Consider the following 368-nt stretch of genomic DNA (forward strand, 5'->3'; position numbering starts at 1 on the left):
GGTAAAGGATTAACTTCTGTTATATCGCACATAGTGGCAACAAAGGATGAGCCAACAGAACCTCTTGAACCAACAAGGTATCCATCATCAAGGGACTTTTTAACCAATTTATGTGCGATCAAATACATTACAGCATAGCCATTATTTATTATTGAATTTAATTCCTTATCTAATGCTTCCTTGTATGTTTTTGTTTGTTCTTCTACAAATACTTTCTCATATTTTTTCTTGTTAGCATTTGCTTTGATGTGGGTTGAATCTATAAATACAGCATCTATATTTACTAATCCATATTCAATTGCCTGTTGTAATATTTTCTTAAATATTTTTTCAAACAAATCTGTTCCTTTGAACCTACGCTCATAATT

Annotated in this window: 1 pseudogene; it reads right to left on the minus strand. The window is 30.7% G+C overall.

What is annotated here, in order from left to right:
- Positions 1 to 368 (minus strand): annotated as a pseudogene (locus CAAU_RS15160) (hypothetical protein); the annotation flags it as partial.

It is taken from the genome of Caloramator australicus RC3, from assembly GCF_000297115.1.
Taxonomy (GTDB): domain Bacteria; phylum Bacillota; class Clostridia; order Clostridiales; family Caloramatoraceae; genus Caloramator; species Caloramator australicus.